Source organism: Kurthia huakuii LAM0618 (assembly GCF_000505545.1).
GTDB lineage: Bacteria > Bacillota > Bacilli > Bacillales_A > Planococcaceae > Kurthia > Kurthia huakuii.
Genome location: NZ_AYTB01000015.1, coordinates 142,683 through 167,822 on the forward strand (window position 1 = coordinate 142,683; position 25,140 = coordinate 167,822).

Consider the following 25,140-nt stretch of genomic DNA (forward strand, 5'->3'; position numbering starts at 1 on the left):
ATGAATTATCAACAATTAGCACAACGAGTTATCGATGGTTATGTGATAACAGATGAAGAAGCATTGGCTATTTTAGAAAGTCCAGATACCGAGCTATTAGCTGTATTAGATGCTGCCTATCGTATCCGCTACCATTATTATGGGAATAAAGTAAAGCTGAATATGATTATTAATACGAAATCGGGCTTATGTCCAGAAAATTGTGGGTACTGTTCGCAATCGATTGTATCAACAGCACCGATTGAAAAATACCCAATGATGAAACAACAAGAAATTATTGATGGGGCGAATCGCGCGGCATCACTACAAGTTGGGACCTATTGTATTGTGGCAAGTGGCCGTGGTCCGCGTAATCAAGAAATTGATATTGTAGTAGATTCAGTGAAGGAAATTAAGGAGCACCATCCTGAAATGACAGTCTGCGCGTGTTTAGGAATTTTAAAGCCTGAACAAGCACAACGGTTAAAAGAGGCTGGAGTAGATCGCTATAATCATAATATTAATACGTCTGCTCGTAATCATACGAATATTACAACATCACATACATACGACGATCGTGTACAAACGGTTGAACGTGCAAAAGAAGCCGGAATTTCGCCATGTTCAGGTGTCATTGTTGGAATGAAGGAAACGAAGCAAGATGTGGTGGATATGGCACGTAGTTTGCATGCATTAGATGCAGACTCGATTCCGGTTAACTTTTTAAATGCCATTGACGGTACGCCACTAGAAGGCACAAACGAACTGAACCCACGTTACTGTTTAAAAGTATTAGCATTATTCCGCTTCATTAATCCGACGAAAGAGATTCGCGTTTCGGGTGGTCGAGAAGTTAATTTAGGGCATATGCAACCACTCGGTTTATACCCGGCTAATTCAATTTTCCTTGGTGATTATTTAACGACAGATGGCCAACCTGGCGATGATGATAAAAAAATGTTAGAGCAATTAGGGTTTGAAATTGATTTAACGCCATTACAGCAAGCAAGCTGTTAAAAAAATTTGCACTTATGGTAAACCTTTTTATAATATAGTTAACACAAAACTCCCCGTTTAGTGAAAAGGTAGAAAGAGGCTGGGACATAAGTGTAAAAATACTATCTCAGATGAGCATAAGAAAAACCGGAATCGTGCTGTGGCGCGGTTCTGGTTTTTTGTGGCGAACGCTAAAAAAGGAACATGAACTGTTTTGTCCCGGCCTCTTTTTTCATTAGACGAAAAGTGGGTATAGTAATTATGAGGTGATTACTATGGAATTTGAATTGACAGAAAAAGGTTATGAATTATTCCAGCAAGGGAAAAGTGTTGCGCGTATTGAATGGTATGTTGAGGATAACGTGATGCAAATGACTGGAACGTATACAGATGAAGTGTTGCGTGGGCAAGGTATCGCTGGAAAATTATTGAATAAGGCGGTAGAGTATGCGCGCGCCCACGATTACAAGATGAAGGCGATTTGTCCATATGTTGTGAAGAAATTTGAGGATAGCGCATTTTATAATGATGTGAAAATTTAATCGTAAAAAGAATAATGAGGACATGAAAATAGGAATGACACAACCCCGTCATTCCTATTTTTTAATCGGTTAAATTTTCGTTGTGCTACGTTTCCAACCAGTAGCCCATATACCAAGTAGACTAACAAAAATCGTCCATGCAACAACAATGCTACAGGTGCCCCATAAGTAATCGCTCTGTGTCGTTAGCCAAGAGGCGCCATATAGAGCCAATTTGTATGGACTATAATGCCAATAAGCACCAATGACAGAATCGAGTAATATGCCAAGTGGAAACAGCACGATTGCAACAGTCATTGCAATCGACGTTGTCCACAATGCGCTAAATGTTATGGTCGTGGCGATTACCATGAGTAACCATAGCCAATAAAAGAGCATCAACAATAAAAAAGCAGTCGTTGAGACGCCACCATATAATAGATACGTGTAATACATCGATGCACCAAAACCGGCAATTGTGCACACAAGTGTTAGCAGTGCCATCGCGATCAATTTACTCATATAAATCGAGAAATTAGAGACAGGGCGTACATAAATGAGTGTTGCGGTGCCGTTTTGGCGTTCGCGACTAATCATCGAAGCTGTGATTGCGACGATAACGATGAGACCAATCATTTGAAATTGACCGAGTGAGGCGATTAGTAAATCACTTGGCGCAAGTTCTGGCATCGTCATAGAAAAACCGTCTGGCATATTGCCAACAGTCGCTAAAATATCTTCCATATAATAGTTCGTGAGCGGATCGCTAATACCGAGCAAAATAAACAATAGTGGTAGCCATACAATACGATAACTGCGCAGCATTTCAAGCCATTCTTTTTTCAATAAAATTATCATAGGCTCATCACCTTCATAAAAATCTCTTCAAGAGAGGACGTATGCTGTTCAATTTTAACAATTGGTGCATATGTTGTACTTAAAAAAGAGAGTAAGTGTTGCATCGTTGGATAACTTGTCATTGGCACGAACACTGTTTTTTCAATTAGCTCAACTTGATGTTGTGTACTAAATGCTTGGGCATCTGCTTGCTCGCAAAATGTCACCGCAAAACGAGGGTCCATGTAACGCGCGCGAATCGATGGTAAAGTCCCTTGTTCAATGAGCGCACCATCTTTTAAAAAGAGGATTTGGTCAGTCATTTCTTCTGCATCATTTAAAATATGTGTTGAATATAAAATGGTTGTCGTCTGTTGCAATTTTTTTAATAAACTCATCATATCGCGACGCCCGAATGGGTCGAGTGCCGAGACTGGTTCATCTAATAATAAAATGGCTGGGCGATGAACAATAGCTTGTGCAATGCCGAGGCGTTGCTTCATACCACCTGATAATGCGGCTGTTTTTTTCGTTAGCACTTCCTCTAGTCCAACAAATGATAGCGCTTCATGTGCTCGGCTGCGCGCTTCTTTTGTTGATAAACCACTTAGACGCGCGGCCATTTCTGTAAACTCTAGTACTGTCATCCACGGATAAAATTGCGGATATTGCGGAAGGAAACCGATTTGAACATCATTATTTGTGATTGTGCCCGCTGTTGGTTTCAATAAACCTGTGAGCATCGATAAAATCGTCGTCTTACCTGCGCCATTTGGACCAATGAGCGCAGTTGCTGTATGTGGTTCTAATGTAAAACTAACATCATTGACGACGATATGTGCGCCAAATTGCTTCGTTAAATGAGTTGCAATCATACGTTTTTACGTCCGAAAATGAAGTACACAATCGGCCCAATTGTATTGACGATAATAACGACGAGAATCCATGCCCATTTTGGTCCATTTGTGGCGTGGATGCGTTTAATATCAATTAATGCCATAATCATAAGTACAAATTGAATAACAATCAGTGGGGCGATAAGTGCCCAGTTTAGAGTATCCATGTCATGACTCCCTCTCTAACGTATGGTGAATTGTTTGGACAAGTAGCTTGTAATCATCGCGTTCATGTAGTGGTGCAAATGCAGGGTGCTGTGTAATGGATGACACAATATCGCGGCGTACAGAAGCTTCATCGCGTGGTGTGACAGTCGCCAGTTGCATCGTTGAATGAAGCCAGTGATTGATTAAGTTAAAATAGGTATCACCACATAGCTGAAGCGGAAATGATAACTTAGTACATGCCTTCGCATATTCTTTTAGCATCACAATCGCCTCATCGTGCTTCTGTTGCTGCATATAGCCCGTTGCTGCCGTTAAATAAAACACAAGACTCGTATTTGGATTTAACGCTTGGATATTCCACGTGTCAATGAGCTGTGTGACGCGTTTAATGGTTTCATCAAAATGAGTGGCTTCTTCTAATAATAAGCTGTCGGTACATGTAGAAATGACGAGAAAGAGATGCTGATATGTGCTCGCTTGCAAAATTTCTGTTGCTTGCTCGATATTGCCGAGTAATTGATGTGCCCGTGAAATTACTTGGTCTTCATTAAATTGGATTTGCACGCGGTTGCCGATTTTTTCGAGGACGTCACTAGCGCGTTGCTGCATGAGGAGCGCTAGACTGCCAATCATGCGCGCTTCATTTAAGGAATCAAAATCATCGCTATATTGCTCGACACGTAAACAGAGTTGCTCAATGCGTACCGCTATCGTCACGGGATTATCAGCGAGCGCCGCATAATTTAAATAGAGCTGCGCCATCTTCAATAAAAATGGAAAGCAAGAATAATAATCATGAATAAGTGCTTCTACTGCTACTTCGGCTTCATGAAATGGCTGCTCGTGAAACGCTGTTGACAGTTCTTTATAGAGCGCAATGATGCGTTCGTTCGTCAACTGCGGCTCATAACCAAGTAATGTATCAATTGATAAATTGAAATAGGTCGCAAGCTTTGGCAGTATTGTAATATCAGGGTAACTTTGGCCTTTCTCCCATTTTGAAACGGCTGCCCGCGACACACCGATGTACTGTGCCACTTGTTCTTGTGTCATGTTAAGCTCTTTTCGGCGAGTCGTAAAAATCGTTGAAAACTGTAGATTCATAACACCACCTCCTACAAATAGCATATAGTTTCAACGTGAAATTTACTAGCGAGTAATTGTAGCATTTTGTAGATAAATGCAACTGTAGGTTGATTTTTTAAGTACATACCGAATGTTCAGTTAAAATATCCCTTTTTAAGTTTTCTTAGTTGGAAGTCCACGCAAAATACGCTAAAATAGAGTGATTAAGAATTCTGATAGGAAAAGTAACATAGCTAAGGGAGGCCACCAAGAATTATGGAATTACATGAATGGCTAGATAATAAAGTACCGTCGATTGCGCGTGAATTAACAGAAATTAACCGCGAGCATTTCGATACAGAAAATTCGATTGGATTTAAAGGACGCGACCGCATCGTGAAAGTGTTAGAAAGCTTCCGTATGGCACTGTTCCCAGGAATCTATGACCAAAAGAAAATGGATGAAGTACGCCTGAACATGGCTGTTAGCAACAACTTGCGTAAAGCGGCTGTTGATTTACGTGACATGGTTGAAAAAGTACTAGTCTATAGCAACGAAAAAGATTGTCCAACAGATGCGCGTGAGTGTGCCGATCAGATTGTCATGGATTTATTAAATAAATTCCCGGCAATTCGTAAAATGATTCAATCGGACATTCAAGCAGCATACAATGGTGACCCGGCAGCTGTATCATTAGAAGAAATTTTATTAAGCTATCCATCTATTCAAGCTGTATGCGCGCACCGTATTGCACATGAGTTGTATAAAATGGATGTCAAAATTATCCCGCGTATTATGTCAGAACATGCGCATGATTTAACTGGTATCGACATTCACCCGGGTGCGACAATTGGGCATTCATTCTTTATTGACCACGGTACAGGTGTTGTTATTGGTGAAACGTGTACGATTGGGAATAATGTGAAAATCTATCAAGGTGTGACACTAGGAGCACTTAGCTTCCCACTTGATGAAAATGGCAATCCAATCAAAGGTATTAAACGTCACCCAGATATTGAAGATAATGTCGTGATTTATGCTGGGGCAACTATTTTAGGGGGCAAAACGAAAATTGGCCATGACTCGATTTTAGGTTCGAATATTTGGCTGACACATTCGATTGTACCGTATTCTCGTGTCTACAATTCACAGCCATCACCGAATATTAGTAATAGCCAAGCTATGAGTATTGAATACGAAATTTAACACAAAAGGCAGGAAGCGCAATCGATGCGTTTCCTGCCTTTTTTTACATGCGCCCGTAGCTATGGAAATGTTTCGACCAATAACCATCTTGGACACTTGAAATTTGAATACCACTTGAACCTGCATGAATAAATTGCTCATTGCCAATATAAACGCCCGCGTGTGACAAGCCTTGTTTATACGTGTTTTGGAAAAAGACAAGATCTCCGGCGCGTAATAAGTTAGTGGCAACCGATTTTGCTTGTGCACGGTAAGCAGCAACCGATGTACGACCAACATTGTAGCCATTATTTTTAAAGACATAATAGATGAAGCCGGAGCAATCGAAACCGTCTGGTGTGGAGCCTGCCCATAAATAGGGAACGCCTTGTTGCTTGAGTGCAAGGTCGACGATACCACCACTATTTGAGGCATCTGTCTCTACATCATTCGTCACTTGTGATGGTTTACTAGCATAAACAGGGGGCGTTTTTCCAGATAGTTTTAACGTTTGGTTTGGATGAATCATATTTGATGTAAGGCCATTGATGCGTTTTAATTCAGCCATACTAACACCTGTTTTACTAGCGATTAAACCGAGTGAATCACCTGCTTTAACAACATAGGTTGAAGTGGTATTTTTACTTGGCTTTTTTGATGATGAAGCAGCGATTGTTGTTGAGTTCGCCTTGCCTTTTATTTTCAATGTTTGGCCAACAAAAATTACATCAGATGATAAATGGTTTAGCGATTTTAATACATGTGTTGAAATGCCATGTTTTGTAGCAATGATACTCAATGAATCACCTGACCTGACGGTGTATGTACTCGAGGAGTTCGGTGTTTTATGTGATGTTGCTGTTGAGCCTGTAACATTTAATTTTTGACCTACATAAATGTAAAGTCCATTTAGGTGATTCAATTTTTTTAGTTTAGTAGTTGTTGTATTATGTGCTGCTGCGATTTTTGCGAGGCTATCACCGGCTTTTACAGTGTAGGTTGATGTGGCACTTGCATTATCTGTTGTGGTAAAAAAAGTTGTCATAGCTCCTGTTGCGATAAACGTCGTAATCAGTTCTTTTTTCATGAATTAAGTTCCTCCTAGGTATTAAGTAGTTTTAAATTTCTGGTTAAATAGATTCTGGATTGTTCTGATGGTTATATACCCAACATTTATTAGTATTATGCTTTTTATTTGTCTTTTTTTGTTAAAATATGATAAAAAAGTTATTTTTAATGAAATTTTAATTGCAGATGTAGCGCAGGACATTGCTCTTTTAGAAGGTCAGTTTTTACGTACCTATCAAGATGCACATCAATGGTTTTATCATTTTTTCGCAGAAGACACCCTCCTCAACGCGTGGAGCGAGTAGGTGAGGGATGAAGGTGGTGCTTAAAAGTAGGAATGGAACATTTGTTAGAAGTGAAGCCGCTGTTTCGAGCAAGTAGGAACAAGCATGCACTGTTCGTAGGAATCCCCACTTCAAGTGCGTTCATCAGAACGGCTAAGTGGGGGTAGTTCAAGTTGTTATGGAAAATGTATAAGGCGTTAAAAAAACGAGATACTGCATAGATGTGCAGACCTCGTTTTTTCACCTAGCGCGCTAATGTTTCTTCGAGTGCATTATACCAATGGGCGATTTCTTTTTTGTAGAGCGTGCGATATACAACAACACTTGTATGGCCATTTGTTAATAAATTGATAATCATTTTTGCGGAAATTCCAAAATCATTTAAAATTTTTAAATCTTGAGCATCGCATGATTGAAAGGCATCTTTATAAAATTCTTTGACATGTTTCTTGCGCGCAAGTGAATCTTTGCCAAGCAGTTGCATGAGGCGATATGTGTAAATGATTTCGGGGTAGTGTCGTAATAGCGGGGCAATTTTGTCGTTTGTCAGTGGTGCTTCTTGTTGTACGACGAGTAAGCGCAATAATGTGCGTTCCGTTTGAAAACGTTGATAATAGCTGTCCAAAGCCATATAAACAATGCTTGTGAGCGCAGTGGATGGAATCGCTGTAACGGAACCTTTTGTGACATAAAGGAAAGTTGTGATAATAAAAGGAACGGCTTCAACTGCTATCAAAAGTTGGGTAATCCATGAAATAGGCATCAGGAACATGACCACTAATTCAAGCATAAAAAGTACGCAGGCAATAATCGTTAACAGGCGATGAATCGGTGGAAGTTCATAAATTTTTACCGTTGTCATAAGCAACCTCCTGTTTAATTCGTTATGTTTACCGTACCCGCTAAATCAAAAAAATAACAATTTTATGAAGTGGTTATAATTAAAATTAACGAATGTCTTATTTAATGCTAATATAGTAGTTATAAGAAGAAAAACAGTTTGAGGTAAAAAGATTATGAAACAATTAATTGCAATCATCGTGGTAGTTATCACGTTCATGAGCAGTAGTTTTTCGGTTTCTGCCCATACATTGTCGCCAGAAAATCAACCTTCTTCATTAGATGGGGAATGGGTGTTTTATCATGAAAAACTGATGTCAAAAGGAATATTTGAACAAGGGAAGAGTGTCCAAATACCAAGTTCATTTCAAAAAGAAATAGGTATAAAAAACACATACGGGACATACGTTCGGACGTGGCAAGTTCCTAAAGAGTGGCGAAATCATCGCTTAGCCGTTCATATTCCATTTGAATATAGTGCCTATGCTTTTTATGTGGACGGTGAAAAACTTGTTGAAGCAGGGCAAGTTGGGCCGGAGAGACAGCATGAAACAATGCTCGCCGCGCGTACCGCTTATTTTACACCGACTAAGAGCAGCGTGACGTTCCAAATGGAAATGTCGAGTTTCCACCATATTCGAGGTGGCTTTGAAAACTCTATTTATATCGGCAATCAAACGGCAATTGATCGCCATGTCAACGCGCAATTTTACCGCAACGCTATTATGACCGGGTTGATGTTTATGATGGGATTATTGATGCTGATTTTTGCGTGGTTTTTAAAAGACTTACGAGAGTTTTTTGTTTTTGGTTTGTTTTGCTTGAGCTTTGCAACACGTTCATTTTTCGCTGTGCCATTCCTCTATGAAAAAATAACGAGTATTTCATACGTTTGGGCAACGAAAATGGAATATTTTTGGACGTTGCTTTGCTTCGCGATTTTTATTTATTTAATGAAATTGTATTATGAACAGCGTTTTTCAAAATGGATTGTACATGGCGTTTGGTCGATTTGTGGCTTTTTAATGTTAATGACATTAACGACACCACCTGTTGTTTTCCAAACATTATTTTTTAAATTGTCATGGACGATGCTGCCGGTATTTGGCTATTTATTATATATTATGATGTGCTCGGTACGCTCGAGTAAATGGGTGTCGCGGCTTCATATGATTGGTGCAGCAATTGTTTTTAGCGGTGTCATTTTAGATTATTTAAAAGGTAGTGGCATCATTACGGTTCCGTTAGAGATGACGATGCCTGCTGTGTCTATTTATTTATTGTTGCAGTTAATTGCGATTGCAAAAGATTTTGCGAAAGGGCGTACACAACTGATTAAGCTGAACACATCGCTTGATGAAGAAGTGGCGCTCCGCACGAAGCAATTAGAAGAAAAAAATGAACAGCTGGCGTTAATCGCATGGCAAGATAGCTTAACAGGAATTGCAAATCGCCGTTATTTTAATGAAAAAATTGATGAGCGCTTTCAATATGCACAACAGTCTGGGGAAAATTTGTCGCTGATTATGCTCGATGTCGATGAATTCAAGCAATACAATGACTACTATGGTCACGTAGCAGGAGATCGATTACTGAAAAAATTTGCTGCCCTAATCAATGAAGTATTGCCACAACACGTATTGTTTGCGCGTTATGGTGGGGAAGAATTTGTGCTTGTGACAGCACATAATGCTGTAGAGGCCAAAGCATTTGCTGAAATGTTAAGGCAGCATATTGAAGAGGCAAAGTTAGCGCATTTAGGTCGTAAGGTAAAGCAAGTGACAGCAAGTTTTGGCGTGAGGACGTATACGAATGAAACGACTGCTGATGAGTTAGTAAACAAAGCAGATGAATTATTATATTTAGCAAAAGCTAGCGGTAGAAATTGTGTACAAGCATAAAAGAAGCAGGGGCCCGAGTGGGGTTCCTGCTTTTTTCATCGTTTATAAATCAGCTGGCAAGACAAGTTTTTGCGCTGGAGAGCCATCTTGTGTATGCAAATAAATAACGGACGGCTCGATTTTTAACAACGTAACTTCCGTAGCATCCTTTTGAAATACTAAACGGAAAAAATTTCGCATTTTCATGCGTAAATTATCATCAATGACATCGGTAACTTGTCCTTCAAATTCTAAATAGTTATTTTCAGTGCCTGGTTGGTAACCTAATAGCACATGAACATGTGGATTTTTTTCAATGTCCATTAATTTGGCAGAATGTTTATCGGTAACAGTGTATAATGTCGCACCATCACTGCGAAATGTCATATAGCGCCCATATGGATTTCCTTCATGAACGGTATATAATGTACCAATCGAAGCGCGGTCTAATACAAGTCGAATATGTTCTTCTATCGTCATAAAATCACTCCCTAATGGATAATAACATCGCGTGGTTCGTTCTGTGTTGTATGCATAATACGCATGCGTACAGGTGTGACGCACAATAATACATTGTGCTCATCATTAAACGTATTGTGGTGGATATGATTAAATGTTTGTAAAATCTCATCCTTTTTCACGTCATCATCTGTGATGTCTACATGTCCTTCAATCTCAAGGAAAACATCATCATCAGAATCTTTGTAGCCATAAAGAATGTGCGTAAAGGGTTTACTTTCTAGCTGCCTTAAAATAGTAGAGTGTTCTGGCGCGATTGTATAAAGCTTCAAATTTTCATCATGGATAAATGTCATAATGCGCGCATAAGGCTTTGTTTGTGCAACAGTGCCCATGACGCCATATGGTTGTAGCGATAAGATTTCTAGTGCTTGTTCTTTTGTATCCATTGTCATCACTCCTTCGATAAACTATTCCCTAAAATACGAAAAAATAATAAATTTCACGTAAAAATACCAAAATTAATCGTAGAATTGTACTTTTTTCATCTATTTGTCGAAAACACTACCTTATTTTGTAAAATTTCATTAAAATGAAAAGAAGTACATGCTATAAATGATATTTTTTTGAGATAGAATATGAGGAGGCGTTTGAATGAACTTTCAGTCGATTGGCAACAACGTACAAAAAACATTTTCTAGTGAAGATTTTAAAGCATGGGTAGCGCAGTGTACGGAGCAATTTACTATAACGACTATTTGCTCACAAGAAACGCGTTATGAACGTGAGCAGGCGCTGTGTGAGTTAGAAAAATTATTTAAGCATTATCATGAACATGAACAGGTGGAGCTCGTAAATGTCGCGCATTTTTCGATTAATGAACAGCGTAAAGTGTATGTGACAACGGTTCATTTTACCGAGAAAGGTGAGCGCAGACAACATTTGTGGTTAAATAATCTAGTGAAGAAAAATGACGTATGGTTATTCGATTCTTCAATGGTTTATGTCGAAGTGGACGCGGCATTACTAAAAAAATTCCGCTTTAATACATCGATTTTGTATCAACAAAAATTTGATTAATGTCGAAACAGCTTGCGTAAAGCAAGCTGTTTTTTTATGCTTGAAGAGAATGAGGTGGAAAAAATGAACATATTATTAATTGAAGATGATGCGGTTATTGCATCACAAATACAAAAAGATTTTGTGGCGTGGAATTATCATGTTGTGACGCCAACAGACTTTCATGATGTGTTGCATGACTTTGAAGTAGTAGCTCCGCAGCTTGTTATGATTGACATTCAATTGCCGGCATTTGATGGCTTTCATTGGTGTCGTCAAATCCGAGCGATTTCAACGGTGCCGATTTTATTTTTATCATCGCGTGACCAGCCACTAGATATGGTGATGGCGATGCAAATGGGCGCCGATGACTACGTGCAAAAGCCATTTCATATGGATGTATTGCGCTCAAAAGTACAGGCGATTTTGCGCCGCACGTATGACTATCAAGAGACGAAAGAGGAAATAACGACATTTCATAATGCGCATGTAGATTATGCGGCGAGCACGATTTCAAAAGAGGCACAAGTCATTGAGTTAACGAAAAATGAGCAATTTATTTTGAAAGTGTTACTTGAATCACCCGATGAAATTGTATCGCGTGATAATTTGATGAAACGCTTGTGGGATGATGCACGCTTTGTCAATGACAATACGCTGACGGTTAATGTCAATCGTTTGCGTAGTAAATTAGAGGAGCTTGGCCTTGTTGATGTAATTGTGACGAAAAAGGGGCTTGGCTATATGGCTGTGACGCACGATGTTTAAATTGTTTTGGCGTGAGCACCGCGCAATGTGGCTGTTTTTCTTATTTTGCTTTCTTTGGATGAATGGGTTACTAGCGCTTGAAATCGATTTGAAAAGTGTTGCTGTTATTTATTTGAATGCGACGTTGCTCTTTTTTTTCGCGCTGTTTGTTGGGTATCGCTTTTTCCGCGATTATAAACGCTTGCACAATATAAACGTTCAACAGGCGACGAGCTATTTAGAGTTATACAACGCGCAAGCCGAACAAGTCGAACTCGACGCGGTGCGCTTATTGCATAAGACACAAGCGGAAATTAGGGAAGCAAGCGATTTTCAACTAGCATGGGTGCATGAAGTGAAAACGCCGCTAACGGCCATGCGTTTACTATTAGATGAATTGCCGTATGGCGACACAAAGCAGCAACTCGAAGTCGAGTGGCTACGCATTCATTTACTCGTTGATCAATCGCTTCATACATTGCGACTTTCTGCTACCGAACAAGATTTATTGTTCCAAAAGGTACCGCTTCGCCGCGCCATTATCAAGGAAGTACAAGAATTGCAAAACTGGTGTTTCTTAAAAGATTTAGAAATTGAATTGGACGTTGGCGATGACATGATTGTGACCGATGAAAAATGGCTGCGTTTTATCGTCCGCCAACTGTTATCGAATGCTGTGAAATATAGTCAGGTTGGTGGGGTCATTACGATTCGTTATACAGAACAGCAGCTTGTCATTCATGATGATGGTATCGGGATTACGATGGCAGACTTACCTCGCGTATTTGAAAAAGGGTTTACGGGTTCAATTGGGCGTAAACAATCTGCCTCAACAGGGATGGGCCTATATTTAGCAAATCAAACAGCGAAAAAGCTCGGTCTTACATTGGAGGCCTTTTCTAGTGACGGTACGGATATGGTCATTCACTTTCCAGAGGAAAACACGTATTCAAAAGTGCGTATGTGACGAATTTGTCACGTTGCTGTCATGTGAATCGAACGATTTTTCTCGCGATAATGCGTAAACTAAACGTATTACGAAATGTGGGGGAATCAACTATGGAAATTTTAAACGCAACGCACTTGCATAAAACCTATGGCAAGCGTCGCAATCAAGTTGAAGTGTTAAAAGGTATTAGCTTTCAAGCAGATGAAGGCGAATTTGTTGGCATTATGGGGCCATCTGGGTCAGGGAAGACGACGCTACTTAATGTACTATGCTCTATCGATCAGCCGACAAGTGGAGATGTAGCGATTAATGGGCAAAGCTTGGCGCAACTCTCAAGCAAAAAACTCGCAACTTTTCGCCGTACGCAAATGGGCTTTATTTTTCAAGATTATAATTTACTTGAGACGCTAACGGTGAAAGAAAATATTTTACTGCCACTGGCGGTAAGTAATGTTTCCAAACAAGAAGCCGAAATGCGCGTACACCATTTAATGAATGAGTTAGCGATACAAGAGCTAGCACATAAATATCCAAATGAGATTAGTGGTGGGCAAAAACAACGTACGGCAGCGGCACGGGCATTGATTGTTCAACCAGCGATCGTTTTTGGTGATGAACCAACTGGCGCGCTTGATTCAAAAGCCGCTGCTGCACTCCTTGAAAAATTATCGGAATTAAATGAAGCGCAAAAGACGACGATTTTAATGGTGACGCATGATGCGGTAGCTGCAAGCTATTGTAGTCGCGTATTATTTTTAAAGGATGGCAAGCTTTATACCGAGCTTTATAAGGGGGAACAAACCCGTAAGCAGTTCTTTGAAAATATTTTAAATACGCAAGCAATTTTGGGCGGTGATGGCTATGAAGCTTAGCACACTCGTATTTCGTACTATGTGGAAAAATAGCCGCTTATATGGCCTTTATTTTATTGCGTTAATTTTTAGTAGCGGCTTATACTTTTCATTTTTAACATTAGCTGCCAATCCAAGCGTTGTTGAAATGAATACAACGAGTGTAAAAGCAGGCGCGGCGTTTAAAGCCGGTTCGGTTATTTTAGTCGTTATTGTCTTTTTCTTCGTCTTGTATGCGAATCAGCTTTTCATGAAACGTCGTAGTAAAGAATTTGGGTTATATCAACTCATTGGCTTACCAAAGAGTCGCATTGCTCGCATGTTATTGCTTGAAAACAGTATTATGTGGCTCGCTGCAATTGCAGTGGGAGTCGGGCTTGGCGCCATATTTAGTCGCTTCTTTGCACTGTTATTTTTAAAAGTTGTTGACGTAGAACGTGTGGTCATCATTGACTTTTCGGTGTCCGCCTTGCTGCAAACACTGTTTGTTTTTGTCATTTTATTTATGATCATGTATTTGCAGTCTCTCGTGCATATGAGTCGTACAAAGCTTATTGATTTATTTCATGTGTCTGCAAAAGCAGAACAGCGTGTAAAACGCTTTTCTTGGGGAAGCATGGTTATTGGCTTTATGGGAATTGGTTTAATTGCTCTAGGGTATTACTTATCGACACAGCTGTTCAATGAAGATATTGTGAAGACGGCAACGGGCTTATATACAGCGATGCTCACGATTTTAGCATCGACGATTATCGGGACGTATTTATTTTTCCGCTTTAGTGTCGCAGCGCTTTTAAATATTCAGCGTAAAGCACGCCAAGGGCATGTGAAGATTGTTGATATCGTGGCCATTTCACCGATCATGCATCGCATGAAAACCAATGCATTATCCCTTGCGTTAATTACGACCTTAACAGCGTTAGCAATCGGTGTCCTGACATTATCGTATATCTCGTATTCCTCTGCAGAAGTACGTTCGAAAGAAAGTATGCCATTTGATATGGGCGTTGTGAATAAACAGCATACAGCGCTAGACAAAGCGTTTGATGAAGCGGGGATTGGCTACAAAAAATATCAGTTTGATTTAATTCGTGCGGATGTTAATTTGACGGATGCGCTCGGTCGTCAATTGCCAGAAGTGCTCCAAGAAAATCCAGATACTTCTCTTTATGTATTAAAAGAAGGGCAAGTGAAAAAAGCAGCGCCTGATGTGACACTTGCAGAAGATGAAACAGCTATTTTTGGCTACAGTACAATAACTGAATTTATGTTGCCATTAGAAGAACAGAAAACTTTTGAGTTATCAGCACTCAAACAAAAAGTTAAACTGGTGTCCTTACATGATCAAAGCTTATTACCATCACTATTTAGCTATGGCATGCCGGTTATGGTGACATCTGATAGCCTTTATCATGAGTTGAAAAAGCATCAACAAGAAAAAACATCGATTACCGTATTCACTGGCTATAATTTAGTGGACAAAAAACAATTAGCACAAGCACAAAAAATTTATTATGAAGTGACAGATGGCCAATTTAAACGAGATGATGGCTTTGACATGACGCTATCGACACAAGACGAAGAATATCGCGCATTACTTGAGATGATGGGCATTATTATTTTCGTCGCCGCATTTTTAGGATTAGCCTTTTTATTAACGACAGGTAGTATTTTGTACTTTAAACAAATGAGCGAAGCGGAAGACGAAGCACCACAATTTGCGATGTTGCGTAAAATTGGTTTTACTGAGCAAGAATTGATGCGCGGTGTGCGTTACAAGCAATTATTCAACTTTGGGTTCCCATTATTAATTGGGATTTGTCATAGCTTCTTCGCCATTAAAGCTGGTTGGATTTTATTTGGCGTTGGCTATGAAAAGCCATTTATGACGGTGCTCGCGATTTATATCGTGCTGTATTTATTATTTGCATTCTTAACGATGCGTTATTACCGTTCAATTGTCGCGAAAAGTTTGTGATCTTTTCGCAGAAGACGTCCTCGTCAATGAGTGGAACGAGTAGGTGAGTGATGCATGCATGTTTTTGCAGTGCTTAAAAGCGGGTGAAGAACATCTGTTTTTGTTAAACTAGGGTGCAAACAAGCAGGGGTTCGCCCACTAAAAAAAGTGAAGCTGCGGTTACTTTCACAGATACCGCTATCCAAAACTTGAAATTTAGTTGTTACTTAGATGAGCAGGACAAAGAAGTGCTTGGTCGAAGTTTTAAATAAATCTACTTTTGAAAATGCCACTTCAAATTTTTGAAGTGGTTTTTTAATTCATTTAGTTTTAAAAACTGAAAATCTTCCGTTTATTGTCGTTTTAAATGATAAATTGGAATCATTTAACATAAAAAGAAACTTACCGATACTATGATTAAACAAAGGAGGAATTACATGCTTACGAGTATTAACAACACAAACCAGCTTTTCGCTAATCAGAATGTTTCCACGACAGAAACTAAAAAAAACAATGAAAATTTAGGACGTGTCTAAAAACTCTACCTTATTGCGTCAATTTGAAAATCGCAGCGATATAAACGAATGCCAAAAAAGAAGTGGCTAATTTGTCGTAACGGGTTGCCACTCGGCGAAAGTGTTTGATTTTATTGAAAAAGCATTCGACTACGTGACGCTCTTTGTAGAGATACCAATCGACAGACCACGGTTCTTTGGCGTTCGTACGTGGTGGAATCGTATAATGTGCGCCTTTACTTGTCAGTTTGTCGCGAATCGCCTTTGTACCGTACGCTTTATCACCTAATACGTTACTGCCCGCGATTGGAAGTTGGTCGAACATATCACAAGCAGGTTGGCTATCATGCACGTTTCCAGCTGTTAGTTGAAATAACAATGGGTTGCCTAACGCATCCACAATGGCATGGATTTTCGTTGTTTTTCCGCCACGACTTACACCGATGTGTTGGGCAACTTCGGTATCGATGGCGTTTTTTTTGCCCCCGCACTATGTTGGTGAGCGCGAACGCTTGTTGAATCGATGCTTACGTTTTCAAAATCAGGTTCGATTTGAAGCGCCTGAAAAATCAAAATGAGTGTCCCGTCATTGCGCCATTTACAAAAGCGCGCATATGCCGTTTTCCAAAAGCCATAGCGTTCTGGCAGATCACGCCAAGGTGCGCCACTACGCGCAACCCACAGCATCGCATTGAACATCTCACGGTTACTTCGTTTTGAAGGACGACCGGTTGTGTACGGTGGGAAGAACCCTTCAATTTGTTTCCACTGTTCATCTGTTAATTCGTAACGACTTGGCGCCATTTCATCCACCCCATTTTCTGATTTACACCATTATATCATGGGGTGGAAATAGTTTTTAGACAGAACCTAGTAAAATCAGAGCAACCTGTAGAAGAGAAAAAAATTCAATATGACAAATATGGTCATACATATGTTGCGGGTATCAACGTAGGAAGAGCTTTATTAGCCGATAAATTTTCTGAAGAAGATGTGGTCAGATGGAAGGATATTCAAGATAATGAAGGGCCTCTGAAAATGATTTATGATCGCTTATGTGGATTATCATCTGATGGATTTCCTGATGAATTTTCAAGTGGACAATCTATGAGTCTATTTGACTTTTTTTATCTTGTAGAAAAGGGAGACATCGTTAATCCACAACAGGCATTAAATGCGGCAGATGCCAAGCAGCAAGTGGAAAATGGCAACTGGTCTACTTTTTTTAAGCATGCGACAGTGTATGGACAAAGTATCAATACAGCGGAATATATGAAAAGTCTTCCAACCATCCAACATTTATATGAAATAGGATTAGTAAAACCAAATGGTTCCTTGATGGATACAAATGATATGATGTCATTACTGCAACAAAAAAAGGATGAAGAACAAAAAATACGATTAGACCGCGCGCATATTTACCAAGTGGAAAAGCCTGTTTTGGAAATGAATACGTCTGAAAAAATGAAGCAGGGGTATCGTAATTCAATTTAATAAAAGTTTCTTTTTTTGTTAGCCGATCATGGCAAAGAGCACCACGATGGCCAATAAAAAAACATATAAAAAAAATCCTGGTGTAGACGAAAAATCACGTCCGCAGTTAGGCTTTTCTGGTTAACATTATGATTTATGAAAGTACGCAAGGAAAAGTGTGATCGGTACTTACGGAATTGGAGAGATTTTGTTTCCCAAATACAGGTTTGGTTTTCTTTTTTTGAAGGTATTTCCGGTTTATGTCTAGAAATATAAGGGGAAAATTAGGAGGGATATCGTGAAGTTTAAAGTGATGTTAAGTGTTGTATGCATAATGGGCTTATTTATTTTAAGTGCATGTTCAAATGAGAATGTGCATTATGAAGGAGCATCTTTAAGAATTGCTGTGATAGGAGATATACCTGACATACATAGCGAAAAGGTATATTTTAATCAAGTTACATTAGAAACGCTTAGAGATGATTCTAAAAAGATGTCAAAGCAGTTTGATGGGGTTTTGATTACGCCATCAATGTTTGAAGAAGCTTCAAATGATTCATTGATAGCTGTTTATCAAGATCTTGAAATACCGATTGTCTTTTTTGATTCAGAAAAGAGACATTTACCGTTTTTGAACGATGGTATCACTTATGAAACGGCTGATAGTGCAGCATTAGAAAATGATGCTCATACGACAGTTTATATGCCACATTTAAACCAAAATAGTGAGGATGTTTGGTATTTTTATTTAAACAATGATAAGAATGTAAATAGCCTGTACAAAGAGATATTTGAAAAGGTTGCAGCGTTATAAGCGTTATCACTAAACTGAGAGAATTAGATGATAAAGTCTAATTATGAAAGAGGAATTATCATATGAAATATACGGCAAATGCTCAACGCAGCTTAATACTATGTTTGGCATTATTATGTTTATTGTTAGGTACTTTAAACAAAGATATATCAATCTTGAAATGGACTGCTTTAGCAATGTGTATCATATGCATTTTAATGTCTTTTATAAGCTATTCGTTTTGGATAAAAAAATCTGGGATTGCTTATGAAATGCGGATATTTAGTATAAAGATTTATGCTAAAAACATAGAGATAACAGATATTGAAAAAATCATTTTTAAAAGAAGCGGCTGGAAAGCAAAATCAGCCATTATTCAATTAAACAAAGGACCTTCTATTCGAGTTTCGTTGTTTAAACCTACTACAGTCTACCAAGACTTAATACTATTCTGTGAGGAAAATACAGTACGCTATGAGTTAAGTGAGTCGTATAAGTTTGTTAGAAACTAACATAACCTTCCCAAATGCCACTTTGGTAACCAATACCCCCTTATTCAATTGAAGAGGGGGTATTTTGATTGCTTGTGAATAGATGGGCAGAATAAAAAGGAATGTCCTTTAATTGAGCGACACTCCTTTTAGGTAAATCTCCTATTCTCGGTCTAATAATTGCAGAATACTCATGATTTTTGTTTTATTTGCATTACCAATTAAGTTTCCGTATTGTCTATCTTTTGCAGCACGTGCTGCAAATTCAGCAATCCAATCTCTGCGTCCAAATGCGTCTGCACTTGTTTCATATATTGAAAAGTTAGGTGCAGCTAATCCGTTTGCTGCTTGCTTTATAGACTGTGTTGCACGACCATAGTCGAACGTCATTGTCATAACTTCTTTTCCAGTAATAGCACCCGCTTCATATAGTTCTTGTGCGACTTCTTTTAATTCTTCAAAAGTCATATTGCGTACGTCATATTTATTTGCAATATCATCATAAATCGATTCATCCACTTCATTTGTTTCGAGCTTATCTGTAGATGAGGTTAATACCTTTGAAAAATTATCTTCTGTTGCTTGATTAATTTTCTTACTGAAAACTTGCGTACTTTGCCCAGTGCCGCCAACTTGTTGAATCATATAACTCACACTTCCCATCTTTAATATTTTTAATATCGGATTAACTGGAAGATAATTTACATAATTTTCATACAAAGACATTCAAATAAATGTTCCCAAATTACTCTTTGGGAAAAGTGTGACTATGTTGATAAAGATATGAGGAAAATGGGAGGGAAAGGTGAGCTTGTTATAAAAAGGTGAGCTTGTTATAATGAGTTGCCATATTTAAAACGATTTTATTTTGAAAAGAGGAATTGCAACTTGTATAAAGATCAAAACTTAATAATCCGTCCAATAGAAGAAACAGATTTACATCGTATTTGGGAATTAGAATTTAACGAAGAAAAACCTGAATGGAAAAAATGGAATGCACCGTATTACTCGCATGAAACAAAATCTTTCGATGAATTTTTACCTATCGGAAGAGGGTGGGTGAGTCAACAAAAAGTTTGGGTAATCGAAGTAGACGGTATTTTATGTGGAACAGTATCTTATTATTGGGAACATGAACCTTCGAAATGGTTAGAGATGGGCATTCTTTTTTACAAAGGTGAAAACTGGGGAAAAGGGCTTGGTACTCGAACTTTAAAACTCTGGATTGATCACTTATTCAATACGATGCCTTTAGTTCGTGTTGGCTTCACTACATGGTCTGGAAATGAACGGATGATTCGTGTAGGTGAAAAATTAGGAATGCAATTAGAAGCTCGTATTCGTAAAGTTCGTTATTATGAGGGAAATTACTACGATTCCATTAGAATGGGCATTTTACGAGAAGAATGGAAAGTGCAACAAGCTTAATCCTGTATAGTCATACATCGATAAATGAACAAACATTCCAAAGAAGATACGAAAAAAGCCATGAATGTTGATTTAACAGCGTTCATGGCTTTTTTAATATCTCATTAAACCTTAAAAAAAGATTAGCGATTGACTTTTGGAAAGAACAATTGAATTGTAAAACCTTCTCTATAACGTGAATCAAATTCAATCTCAATTTGCAAATCATCACACAATTTTTTTACTAAAAATAAACCCATACCCGTCGCTTGTTTTTGATGAGGCGCATTCCCTGTAAAGCCTTTATCAAAAATAAATGGTAAATCAGCTTGTAAAATACCTAAACCATTATCAGCGACTTGAATATAATAACAACCTTTTGAATCATCAAAGCCTGTGTCTATCCAAATATAACTGTCGATGTGCGTGTTTTGATATTTGATGGCATTTACAAATAGCTGGGTGAGAATGAAATGGAGAGCTCTGTCATCTGAAATAATTGGGAGGTCCTCCATGTTTGTTTGGACGTGTACATGCTGCTCTTCTACTAAAGAATCGAGCTCTAGTAACACATCTTCTAGGCATTCCGTAGTCGAAATAGCTTTCAAATTATAATCAACATGTGTAGCTTGCAGTTTTGCATAAAATAAAATACGTTCGACATAATCATGAATCGTGATGTTGGCTCGATTTAGCCGCTGATAAACGAACGGTGACATTTCGTGCTGGCGATTTTGCAAAATAAAATGACTTAATGACAGTGGCGTTTTGATTTCATGAACCCAGCTCTCTATGAAGCTTTCATACTCAGAGGATTGGTAATTGGCCTCTTGTAATGCGTCATGTAATTGACGTAATTGCACTGCTAAATCATGCAGTGGTGCGCTATGTATTTTCTTTACCGTTTGTTGCAGCTTCATTTCATGTTCGACAGAAGGCTCTTTTAACAATTGATAAAATAATTTATGTTGTGTTCGTTGCTGTTTTTTTGTCACAACGATGCCTAGAAAAATGGTGCCAAACGTGAACATCAACATGGTTAATACTAATAACTTAAAGGTTTCAGGATAGGCTAGCCATGCTAAAAAAATGAAAAACCCGCTATTTAAACAAAGTAATAAAACCCAATATGATTGTTTTATCATGAATCATGACCTGCTAATTGATAGCCAACACCACGAATGGTTTTGATGTGATGCGCCATTTCGATTTTAGCTAATGTTTTGCGAAGTCGCGTCATATTTACTTGGAGTATATTTTGATCGACATAAGCACTACTTCCCCATAATTCATAAAAAAGCTGTTCTTTCTTTACAATACTTGGAGCAGCTTGCATTAAGACTTTCATCATTGTACTTTCATTTTCAGATAATAAAAGAGATTGTTCAGCAACGTATAATTCATGTGTTTTTAAATCCAATTGAAACATCCCAGACTTTAAAAGAACGGGCATTTTCGCATATAGTTGCTGCAATTTTTTTATTCGAGCAAGCAATCTTTTTGGATGACATGGTTTTGTTAAAAAATCATCGGCGCCTAATTCTAGCGCATGAAGTTCATCTCGAATTTGATTGCGTGCTGTTAAAACAAGAATAGGACCGATGCCTTTGGATTTTAAGTGTCGGCAAATTTGAAAGCCGGATAAGTTTGGCAAATTTAAATCTAATAACACGAGACCGGGTTTGCAAGCGATAATCGCTTCAAGCGGTGTATCAAAAGAAGAGATACTCTCTACCGAGTACCCCTCTTTTTGTAAAATATTTTGTAATTCTTCACGTAGGAAAATGTCATCCTCTACAATGACAATATTCACGATATCAACACCTTTACTCAATTTCATTTAATTTTCTAATTTCTGTATTACTTTTTCGTTGGATGATTCGAATGTAGCTTATTTCAATGCCGATAACTAACAGCATGACTAGACTCATAGTAATGCCGCTTTGTAAGTTAACCACAGTTGTTGGCATGAGTGTTACGAGTGACCAAATGCCAACGATGCTACTGATGAATGCGACTGAAATGGCTAACATGAAGTAGAGCCAAATTTGTTGTCGTGCAGATGCACAAATTTGTTCGACGTCGCTACCAAGCATCGCTAGTGTTTCGTAGCGCTGGCGCGTGCGTTGTTGTTGCATTAAAAAGTTTAACCCTAAGACAGTATTGGCAACGATTAAAAAGAGTACGCCTAAATAAAAGGTCGTATAACTTCCCGCGACTGTATAAAAGAGTTGGCGACCCATATTCGTTAAATAACTTTCATAATCCACCCCGAGTGAATCGAGTTGTTGATCGACTTCAAACATCGCTTGCATAAGCCCTTTTTCCTCAATAAATGCCTCTTTTAATGTCATATTCCAAAAGTTATTTTCGTCAGCAGAAAAATAGCGATCGAATAAATCAGTTGGAACAATTAAGGCGTACGATAATTGAATCGCTCGGTCAGCTACGATTGGAACGGAATACAAGGTTTCTGATAATGTATAGTGTTGCTCAGCAATTTCCAGGGTAGGTTGTTTTTTCAATGCTTGCTTTAATAAGTTATAAGGAAATGTTCTAGCATCACTTGTATAGAGCGCGACTTCATTTGATGCCAACTGAAGCGGTTTTTTTCCAGCGGTTTCAAGCATCGCATTATAACTCGCTAGCGAAATGAAATACGGTGTGCCAGCCATTGATAAATTATTTACTAAATTCTCTTTGATTTCTGACGCAGGTTGTTGTTCGACAGCTTGTATCAAACCATCCCACGAAAATTGATAACTTAATGTAGTTGTTTTTTCTTCGGGGATATAGAAATTATGTAGCGCCATCTCATAATAGTGATCTACATAAGGCGCTATGGCATCGGACGTTACTAACGCTTCCATTTCTTGTTGTGTCCCGCTAAATGTGTAATCGACTGTGCGATTTTCCGCCGGCGTATTATTTAGTGCTATTGATGTTCCGAATGTGAAGCATATGATAGCAACTAGCATTAATAAAGAAGAAATGGCTAAGGAACTCCACTGATACAAAACGTTTTCTTGTAGCTGTCTTGCTGTGAACATCGCTAACCCTGTTGAAGAAGTACTTTTTCGCTTTACATAAACGCCTATGATATTTCCTAAGCCGTGGAATAATAAAAATGTTCCGCTTATGCCAACAAATAAAATCAATGCAAATGTTAGATAATGAAGCTCGCGCAAATATAAAATCGACATGCCATAAGCAATACATAAAGCAGTCATACCTAGTAGTAAAGAAAATCCTGATAATATGCTGATAATACCATGTTTAGGTGTGGTCAGTTGCTGTGCTTTTGCTTTATCTTCATGGAGTAGTTCGAGCGGTTCTTTGCTACTCAATTTAGCGCTTAAAAGAAGCATCGCCAACAGTTGTACAACAAAGAATCCAATAATAGTTAGCGCCATGCCTGACCAGGAAATGCGTAACACATGGCCGATAATCCCTAGTCCTACTAACCGGGCAGTTGCTAAATTAATTAACTCGGTTAAAAACCACGAAATTGGTAAGCCAATGACTAACGCGATGATGCTGTTCCACATCGTTTCGCTTATAAGCATAAGGGATAGCTTTTGTTGTTTCATACCCATTAATAAGTATAAGCCGAGTTCATGGCTACGTTGCTGTAACTGGTAGCGGTTTGCAAAATACACTAGAAAGAATACAAACACTAAAGAAACCATGTAGAGTACAGGAATTAATAATAATAAGCGCTCTACGGCATGACTTTCAATGGTTTTTAAATAGCGCATCACATCTTGTTCACCTAAAGATAAAATCGCGTAAAAAGCGACAATGGCTACAATAAGTGACGCAAAATATACGCCATTTTCTTTTCGTAATTGATGACTATTACGCTTCACAAGGTTAAAGAACATTGCTACTACCTCCAGCAAGTTGTGCCATGACCATCACAATGCGTTCATAAAACGTACTATTCGATTCTTCAGGTTTATTTTTTCGTAATTCATGAAAAATAACGCCGTCCTGGATAAATAAAATTCTTGAACAATAACTTGCTGCATTCGCATCATGCGTCACCATCAAAATAGTCGATGCGTGTTGCTGATTATGTTCCGTTAATTTTTCCATTAAAATTTTAGCATTTTTCGTATCTAATGCGCCGGTCGGTTCATCAGCTAACACAATGCGTGGGTTTGAAATAAGAGCTCTTGCTGCAGCTACTCGTTGTTTTTGACCACCAGACAAATGTGACGGAAATTTGTGTAATAACTCGTCAATATCCAATTGTGTGGTGAGCTGTTGCAAAGCTTGTTGTTGCGTGTTTAAATTGTTGCCGTGAATGGCTAAAGGCAATAGAATGTTTTCTTTGACGGTTAAATTATCAATCAGTTCAAATTGCTGAAATAAATAGCCAATCTGGTTGCCTCTATACGCAGCAAGTTGTGAGCCTTTAAACGATGAAATATTTTGTCCGTCTAATATGATTTTACCAGATGTCGGCTTGAGCATAGTGGCGATAATATTGAGCAATGTCGTTTTACCTGAGCCACTAGCGCCCATAATACCGAGAAATTCCCCTTCTAAAACATCACATGTGATCCCATTTAATGCTTTTGTTTCACTTTGTCCGTTCCCAAAAATCTTATGTAGTTCTTTTACTTCAAGTACTTTTTTCGAAGTATGCATTATCACGAACCCCCTATTTTTTAAATCTTAGTAATACCTTACTATAAAAAATAAGAAAATTATT

The 25,140-nt window shown here is 38.5% G+C and carries 27 protein-coding genes; 13 read left to right on the plus strand and 14 right to left on the minus strand.

Features of this window, described 5'->3' with window-relative positions:
* Positions 1–996: a biotin synthase BioB gene (bioB, locus tag V514_RS0112390; RefSeq protein WP_029500247.1), complete on the plus strand. Its 996-nt coding sequence runs from the start codon at positions 1–3 to the stop codon at positions 994–996.
* Positions 997–1,250: 254 nt separating this feature from the next.
* Complete coding sequence (locus tag V514_RS0112395; RefSeq protein ID WP_029500248.1) at positions 1,251–1,517, plus strand: GNAT family N-acetyltransferase; 267 nt, start codon at positions 1,251–1,253, stop codon at positions 1,515–1,517.
* Positions 1,518–1,586: 69 nt separating this feature from the next.
* On the opposite strand, the gene V514_RS0112400 is transcribed toward V514_RS0112395, so the two are convergent.
* Genes V514_RS0112400 through V514_RS0112415 form a run of 4 tightly spaced genes read right to left on the minus strand, consistent with a single transcriptional unit; the run spans position 1,587 to position 4,501 of the window.
* Positions 1,587–2,354: an ABC transporter permease gene (locus V514_RS0112400; RefSeq protein ID WP_029500249.1), complete on the minus strand. Its 768-nt coding sequence runs from the start codon at positions 2,352–2,354 to the stop codon at positions 1,587–1,589.
* Positions 2,351–3,208, minus strand: coding sequence for an ABC transporter ATP-binding protein (locus tag V514_RS0112405; protein WP_029500250.1), 858 nt, complete (start codon positions 3,206–3,208; stop codon positions 2,351–2,353). Before V514_RS0112405 ends, V514_RS0112400 begins: the two co-directional genes overlap by 4 nt.
* Positions 3,205–3,396: a PLD nuclease N-terminal domain-containing protein gene (locus V514_RS0112410; RefSeq protein WP_029500251.1), complete on the minus strand. Its 192-nt coding sequence runs from the start codon at positions 3,394–3,396 to the stop codon at positions 3,205–3,207. Before V514_RS0112410 ends, V514_RS0112405 begins: the two co-directional genes overlap by 4 nt.
* Before the next feature lies 1 nt (position 3,397).
* Positions 3,398–4,501: a helix-turn-helix domain-containing protein gene (locus tag V514_RS0112415; RefSeq protein ID WP_029500252.1), complete on the minus strand. Its 1,104-nt coding sequence runs from the start codon at positions 4,499–4,501 to the stop codon at positions 3,398–3,400.
* Between the two features lie 237 nt (positions 4,502–4,738).
* On the opposite strand from V514_RS0112415, the gene epsC reads away from it, so the two are divergent.
* Entirely contained in the window at positions 4,739–5,668 is a 930-nt protein-coding gene (gene epsC / locus V514_RS0112420; protein ID WP_029500253.1) for a serine O-acetyltransferase EpsC, read from the plus strand.
* 43 nt (positions 5,669–5,711) lie between these two features.
* On the opposite strand, the gene V514_RS0112425 is transcribed toward epsC, so the two are convergent.
* Both V514_RS0112425 and V514_RS19220 read right to left on the minus strand, forming a co-directional pair.
* Entirely contained in the window at positions 5,712–6,734 is a 1,023-nt protein-coding gene (locus V514_RS0112425; protein WP_029500254.1) for a C40 family peptidase, read from the minus strand.
* Between the two features lie 509 nt (positions 6,735–7,243).
* Positions 7,244–7,861, minus strand: a complete 618-nt coding sequence (locus tag V514_RS19220; RefSeq protein ID WP_035944811.1) for a hypothetical protein — start codon at positions 7,859–7,861, stop codon at positions 7,244–7,246.
* A gap of 154 nt (positions 7,862–8,015) precedes the next feature.
* On the opposite strand from V514_RS19220, the gene V514_RS0112440 reads away from it, so the two are divergent.
* Positions 8,016–9,740, plus strand: coding sequence for a sensor domain-containing diguanylate cyclase (locus V514_RS0112440; protein WP_029500256.1), 1,725 nt, complete (start codon positions 8,016–8,018; stop codon positions 9,738–9,740).
* 42 nt (positions 9,741–9,782) lie between these two features.
* Here V514_RS0112440 and V514_RS0112445 read toward each other — a convergent pair whose 3' ends face one another.
* Both V514_RS0112445 and V514_RS0112450 read right to left on the minus strand, forming a co-directional pair.
* Positions 9,783–10,199 carry a pyridoxamine 5'-phosphate oxidase family protein gene (locus tag V514_RS0112445; protein WP_029500257.1) on the minus strand — a complete coding sequence of 139 codons (417 nt, stop codon included), beginning with the start codon at positions 10,197–10,199 and terminating at the stop codon, positions 9,783–9,785.
* An 11-nt stretch (positions 10,200–10,210) separates the two neighbouring features.
* The gene (locus tag V514_RS0112450; RefSeq protein WP_029500258.1) at positions 10,211–10,627 is read right to left on the minus strand and encodes a pyridoxamine 5'-phosphate oxidase family protein; all 417 of its coding nucleotides are present in this window, start codon (positions 10,625–10,627) and stop codon (positions 10,211–10,213) included.
* A 205-nt stretch (positions 10,628–10,832) separates the two neighbouring features.
* On the opposite strand from V514_RS0112450, the gene V514_RS0112455 reads away from it, so the two are divergent.
* From V514_RS0112455 to V514_RS0112475, 5 genes are all read left to right on the plus strand, one after another.
* Positions 10,833–11,258, plus strand: a complete 426-nt coding sequence (locus V514_RS0112455; protein ID WP_029500259.1) for a hypothetical protein — start codon at positions 10,833–10,835, stop codon at positions 11,256–11,258.
* Positions 11,259–11,321: 63 nt separating this feature from the next.
* Positions 11,322–12,005, plus strand: coding sequence for a response regulator transcription factor (locus V514_RS0112460; RefSeq protein WP_029500260.1), 684 nt, complete (start codon positions 11,322–11,324; stop codon positions 12,003–12,005).
* A complete protein-coding gene (locus V514_RS0112465) occupies positions 11,998–12,951 on the plus strand; it encodes a sensor histidine kinase (RefSeq protein WP_029500261.1) in 954 nt (317 codons plus the stop codon). The genes V514_RS0112460 and V514_RS0112465 overlap by 8 nt, the downstream gene beginning before the upstream one ends.
* A 92-nt stretch (positions 12,952–13,043) precedes the next feature.
* Positions 13,044–13,805 carry an ABC transporter ATP-binding protein gene (locus tag V514_RS0112470; protein ID WP_029500262.1) on the plus strand — a complete coding sequence of 254 codons (762 nt, stop codon included), beginning with the start codon at positions 13,044–13,046 and terminating at the stop codon, positions 13,803–13,805.
* Positions 13,789–15,762 carry an ABC transporter permease gene (locus tag V514_RS0112475; RefSeq protein ID WP_081715056.1) on the plus strand — a complete coding sequence of 658 codons (1,974 nt, stop codon included), beginning with the start codon at positions 13,789–13,791 and terminating at the stop codon, positions 15,760–15,762. The genes V514_RS0112470 and V514_RS0112475 overlap by 17 nt, the downstream gene beginning before the upstream one ends.
* A gap of 525 nt (positions 15,763–16,287) precedes the next feature.
* Here the strand turns inward: V514_RS0112475 and V514_RS20040 are convergent.
* Positions 16,288–17,060, minus strand: a protein-coding gene (locus V514_RS20040) for an IS5 family transposase (protein WP_152528980.1) whose coding sequence is annotated in 2 segments (ribosomal slippage) — positions 16,288–16,745 and positions 16,745–17,060 — 774 coding nt in all. Because the reading frame shifts where the segments join, the coding sequence is not laid out codon by codon here.
* A gap of 42 nt (positions 17,061–17,102) precedes the next feature.
* Here V514_RS20040 and V514_RS0112495 point away from each other — a divergent pair.
* The 3 genes from V514_RS0112495 (at position 17,103) to V514_RS0112505 (ending at position 19,034) form a co-directional block, all read left to right on the plus strand.
* Positions 17,103–17,750 (plus strand): hypothetical protein, encoded by a 648-nt coding sequence (locus V514_RS0112495; protein ID WP_152528981.1) that lies wholly within the window; start codon positions 17,103–17,105, stop codon positions 17,748–17,750.
* 277 nt (positions 17,751–18,027) lie between these two features.
* The gene (locus V514_RS0112500) at positions 18,028–18,543 is read left to right on the plus strand and encodes a type 1 periplasmic-binding domain-containing protein (RefSeq protein WP_029500266.1); all 516 of its coding nucleotides are present in this window, start codon (positions 18,028–18,030) and stop codon (positions 18,541–18,543) included.
* Between the two features lie 62 nt (positions 18,544–18,605).
* Positions 18,606–19,034, plus strand: coding sequence for a hypothetical protein (locus tag V514_RS0112505; RefSeq protein WP_029500267.1), 429 nt, complete (start codon positions 18,606–18,608; stop codon positions 19,032–19,034).
* Between the two features lie 141 nt (positions 19,035–19,175).
* Here V514_RS0112505 and V514_RS0112510 read toward each other — a convergent pair whose 3' ends face one another.
* Positions 19,176–19,658 carry a hypothetical protein gene (locus V514_RS0112510; RefSeq protein WP_029500268.1) on the minus strand — a complete coding sequence of 161 codons (483 nt, stop codon included), beginning with the start codon at positions 19,656–19,658 and terminating at the stop codon, positions 19,176–19,178.
* 243 nt (positions 19,659–19,901) lie between these two features.
* On the opposite strand from V514_RS0112510, the gene V514_RS0112515 reads away from it, so the two are divergent.
* Positions 19,902–20,441 (plus strand): GNAT family N-acetyltransferase, encoded by a 540-nt coding sequence (locus V514_RS0112515; RefSeq protein ID WP_029500269.1) that lies wholly within the window; start codon positions 19,902–19,904, stop codon positions 20,439–20,441.
* 122 nt (positions 20,442–20,563) lie between these two features.
* Here the strand turns inward: V514_RS0112515 and V514_RS0112520 are convergent, their stop codons facing one another.
* From V514_RS0112520 to V514_RS0112535, 4 genes are read right to left on the minus strand one after another with little or no spacing between them, the layout of a single operon-like run.
* Complete coding sequence (locus V514_RS0112520; protein WP_029500270.1) at positions 20,564–21,565, minus strand: sensor histidine kinase; 1,002 nt, start codon at positions 21,563–21,565, stop codon at positions 20,564–20,566.
* Entirely contained in the window at positions 21,562–22,260 is a 699-nt protein-coding gene (locus V514_RS0112525; RefSeq protein ID WP_035944812.1) for a response regulator transcription factor, read from the minus strand. The genes V514_RS0112520 and V514_RS0112525 overlap by 4 nt, the downstream gene beginning before the upstream one ends.
* Positions 22,247–24,304: an ABC transporter permease gene (locus tag V514_RS0112530; protein WP_029500272.1), complete on the minus strand. Its 2,058-nt coding sequence runs from the start codon at positions 24,302–24,304 to the stop codon at positions 22,247–22,249. Before V514_RS0112530 ends, V514_RS0112525 begins: the two co-directional genes overlap by 14 nt.
* Positions 24,294–25,076 carry an ABC transporter ATP-binding protein gene (locus V514_RS0112535; RefSeq protein WP_029500273.1) on the minus strand — a complete coding sequence of 261 codons (783 nt, stop codon included), beginning with the start codon at positions 25,074–25,076 and terminating at the stop codon, positions 24,294–24,296. The genes V514_RS0112530 and V514_RS0112535 overlap by 11 nt, the downstream gene beginning before the upstream one ends.
* Between the last annotated feature and the right edge of the window lie 64 nt (positions 25,077–25,140).

What these genes read in the sequence shown, in the direction of transcription:
- V514_RS0112510 (WP_029500268.1), bottom strand. Translation starts at nt 19,658, where the DNA reads ATGATTCAACAAGTTGGCGGCACTGGGCAAAGTACGCAAGTTTTCAGT.
- V514_RS0112520 (WP_029500270.1), bottom strand. Translation starts at nt 21,565, where the DNA reads ATGATAAAACAATCATATTGGGTTTTATTACTTTGTTTAAATAGCGGG.
- V514_RS0112395 (WP_029500248.1), top strand. Translation starts at nt 1,251, where the DNA reads ATGGAATTTGAATTGACAGAAAAAGGTTATGAATTATTCCAGCAAGGG.
- V514_RS0112415 (WP_029500252.1), bottom strand. Translation starts at nt 4,501, where the DNA reads ATGAATCTACAGTTTTCAACGATTTTTACGACTCGCCGAAAAGAGCTT.
- V514_RS0112440 (WP_029500256.1), top strand. Translation starts at nt 8,016, where the DNA reads ATGAAACAATTAATTGCAATCATCGTGGTAGTTATCACGTTCATGAGC.
- V514_RS0112470 (WP_029500262.1), top strand. Translation starts at nt 13,044, where the DNA reads ATGGAAATTTTAAACGCAACGCACTTGCATAAAACCTATGGCAAGCGT.
- V514_RS0112530 (WP_029500272.1), bottom strand. Translation starts at nt 24,304, where the DNA reads ATGTTCTTTAACCTTGTGAAGCGTAATAGTCATCAATTACGAAAAGAA.
- V514_RS0112465 (WP_029500261.1), top strand. Translation starts at nt 11,998, where the DNA reads ATGTTTAAATTGTTTTGGCGTGAGCACCGCGCAATGTGGCTGTTTTTC.
- bioB (WP_029500247.1), top strand. Translation starts at nt 1, where the DNA reads ATGAATTATCAACAATTAGCACAACGAGTTATCGATGGTTATGTGATA.
- V514_RS0112535 (WP_029500273.1), bottom strand. Translation starts at nt 25,076, where the DNA reads ATGCATACTTCGAAAAAAGTACTTGAAGTAAAAGAACTACATAAGATT.
- V514_RS0112425 (WP_029500254.1), bottom strand. Translation starts at nt 6,734, where the DNA reads ATGAAAAAAGAACTGATTACGACGTTTATCGCAACAGGAGCTATGACA.
- V514_RS0112525 (WP_035944812.1), bottom strand. Translation starts at nt 22,260, where the DNA reads ATGAAATTGAGTAAAGGTGTTGATATCGTGAATATTGTCATTGTAGAG.
- V514_RS0112475 (WP_081715056.1), top strand. Translation starts at nt 13,789, where the DNA reads ATGGCTATGAAGCTTAGCACACTCGTATTTCGTACTATGTGGAAAAAT.
- V514_RS0112450 (WP_029500258.1), bottom strand. Translation starts at nt 10,627, where the DNA reads ATGGATACAAAAGAACAAGCACTAGAAATCTTATCGCTACAACCATAT.
- V514_RS0112400 (WP_029500249.1), bottom strand. Translation starts at nt 2,354, where the DNA reads ATGATAATTTTATTGAAAAAAGAATGGCTTGAAATGCTGCGCAGTTAT.
- V514_RS0112505 (WP_029500267.1), top strand. Translation starts at nt 18,606, where the DNA reads ATGAAATATACGGCAAATGCTCAACGCAGCTTAATACTATGTTTGGCA.
- V514_RS0112460 (WP_029500260.1), top strand. Translation starts at nt 11,322, where the DNA reads ATGAACATATTATTAATTGAAGATGATGCGGTTATTGCATCACAAATA.
- V514_RS0112445 (WP_029500257.1), bottom strand. Translation starts at nt 10,199, where the DNA reads ATGACGATAGAAGAACATATTCGACTTGTATTAGACCGCGCTTCGATT.
- V514_RS0112455 (WP_029500259.1), top strand. Translation starts at nt 10,833, where the DNA reads ATGAACTTTCAGTCGATTGGCAACAACGTACAAAAAACATTTTCTAGT.
- V514_RS19220 (WP_035944811.1), bottom strand. Translation starts at nt 7,861, where the DNA reads ATGACAACGGTAAAAATTTATGAACTTCCACCGATTCATCGCCTGTTA.
- epsC (WP_029500253.1), top strand. Translation starts at nt 4,739, where the DNA reads ATGGAATTACATGAATGGCTAGATAATAAAGTACCGTCGATTGCGCGT.
- V514_RS0112410 (WP_029500251.1), bottom strand. Translation starts at nt 3,396, where the DNA reads ATGGATACTCTAAACTGGGCACTTATCGCCCCACTGATTGTTATTCAA.
- V514_RS0112405 (WP_029500250.1), bottom strand. Translation starts at nt 3,208, where the DNA reads ATGATTGCAACTCATTTAACGAAGCAATTTGGCGCACATATCGTCGTC.